General features: G+C 53.9%; 1 protein-coding gene and 1 pseudogene. Both read right to left on the bottom strand.

The genetic code is table 11. From position 1 onward, the window contains the following. Positions 1–822 (bottom strand): DDE-type integrase/transposase/recombinase (locus CSQ88_RS22430; protein ID WP_143449588.1); only part of this gene is annotated, 822 nt, incomplete at its 3' end. Then, positions 819–1,279 (bottom strand): annotated as a pseudogene (locus CSQ88_RS22425) (hypothetical protein); the annotation flags it as partial. The pseudogene CSQ88_RS22425 and the gene CSQ88_RS22430, both read right to left, overlap by 4 nt.

Below are 1,279 nucleotides of genomic sequence, written 5' to 3'. Positions count from 1 at the left end.
CACTTGAGTCGCCCATTGGCGCGCCGCCAGCAGGTCGTCGAAGGGCTTAGGTAATTGCATCGGGCGGTATTTCAGCGTTTTAAATAGTGATTCAGAATATGGGTTGTCATTGCTTACTGCTGGACGGCTAAATGAGGTGGCAACGCCTAAGTTTTGCAGTGTCGCCAGCATCGTTGCCCCCTTCATTGAGCTGCCATTATCCGAGTGCAAGACCACCTGATCGCGATTGATTTGTTCGCGCTGGCAAATGTCTTGCATCAGGTCGCTGGCGTTTTGGCTGCTCTCCTCAAAGAACACTTGCCAGCCCACAATTTTTCGGCTGAATACATCCAGAAATACGTACAGATAGAAGGACTTGCCTTGCAGTGTTGTGGGTAAATAGGTGATGTCCCAGCTGTACAGCTGATTGGGGGCAGTGGCGCATAAGGCCTTCGGCTTTTTGCGTGCCTGCGCGGGGCGCTCCGCTCGGCGATGCTGGAGCAAGCCCGCTGCTCGTAATATCCGGTAGATCGTTGATTCCGAACCAATATAGCGCTGCTGATCGGCCAGAATGGGGACGATTTGGCTGGGTGGTAAATGGGCAAATTCGGCTGAATTGGCCACCGCTAAAACCGTAGCTCGCTCCTCCTGCGTGAACTTGTGGGCCGGCACATGGTGCTGCAAAGGGCGCTGATCGCTCCGTAGTGTTTCACCGCTATCCCAGCGCTGAATGGTGCGCACACTCAAGCCCAGCAGCTCACACGCAGCCGCTTGCCGGGCACCTCCACCTATCGCTGCGTGTAACAAACCAAGACACACCTGGCGCTCGGCCAGCGTCGTCATTCGTCCGCGCCCTCCAGGTAAGCATTGAACTTTTTTTGCAAAATCAGTAGCGCAGCCGCCTCCGCCAATGCCTTGTCTTTGCGATTCAATTCACGCTGTAATTGTTGATTGGTTTTTTTGAGTTCGCGCAGCGCCTGAGCATCCACTTTGTCGGTTTTAGTGACCGGTGGCACACAAAAATCAGCCCGCCACTGCGTCAAATGATGCGCGAATAAACCCTGTTGACGACACCATGCATTGAGCTCAATTTCGGCCAGGCCATGACTCTGTTGCAAGGCCAATAAGCGCTCCTCAATCGACCAATCTTCCGGCCGTTTGGCACTTGGAATAAGGAGCACCATTTGTGATTTTTTAGCGGCAGCCATCCAGCCCTTTAATGTCGATTGAGGCAGATTAAGCCCCTGCGCCACCGACGCAATCGTACGGCCTTGGCGCTGATAAACCTTGCTCAATGCTT

Origin of the sequence: Iodobacter sp. BJB302 (genome assembly GCF_002735645.1) — a bacterium.
Taxonomy (GTDB): domain Bacteria; phylum Pseudomonadota; class Gammaproteobacteria; order Burkholderiales; family Chitinibacteraceae; genus Iodobacter.
This window is presented reverse-complemented; position numbering and strand designations above follow the sequence as displayed.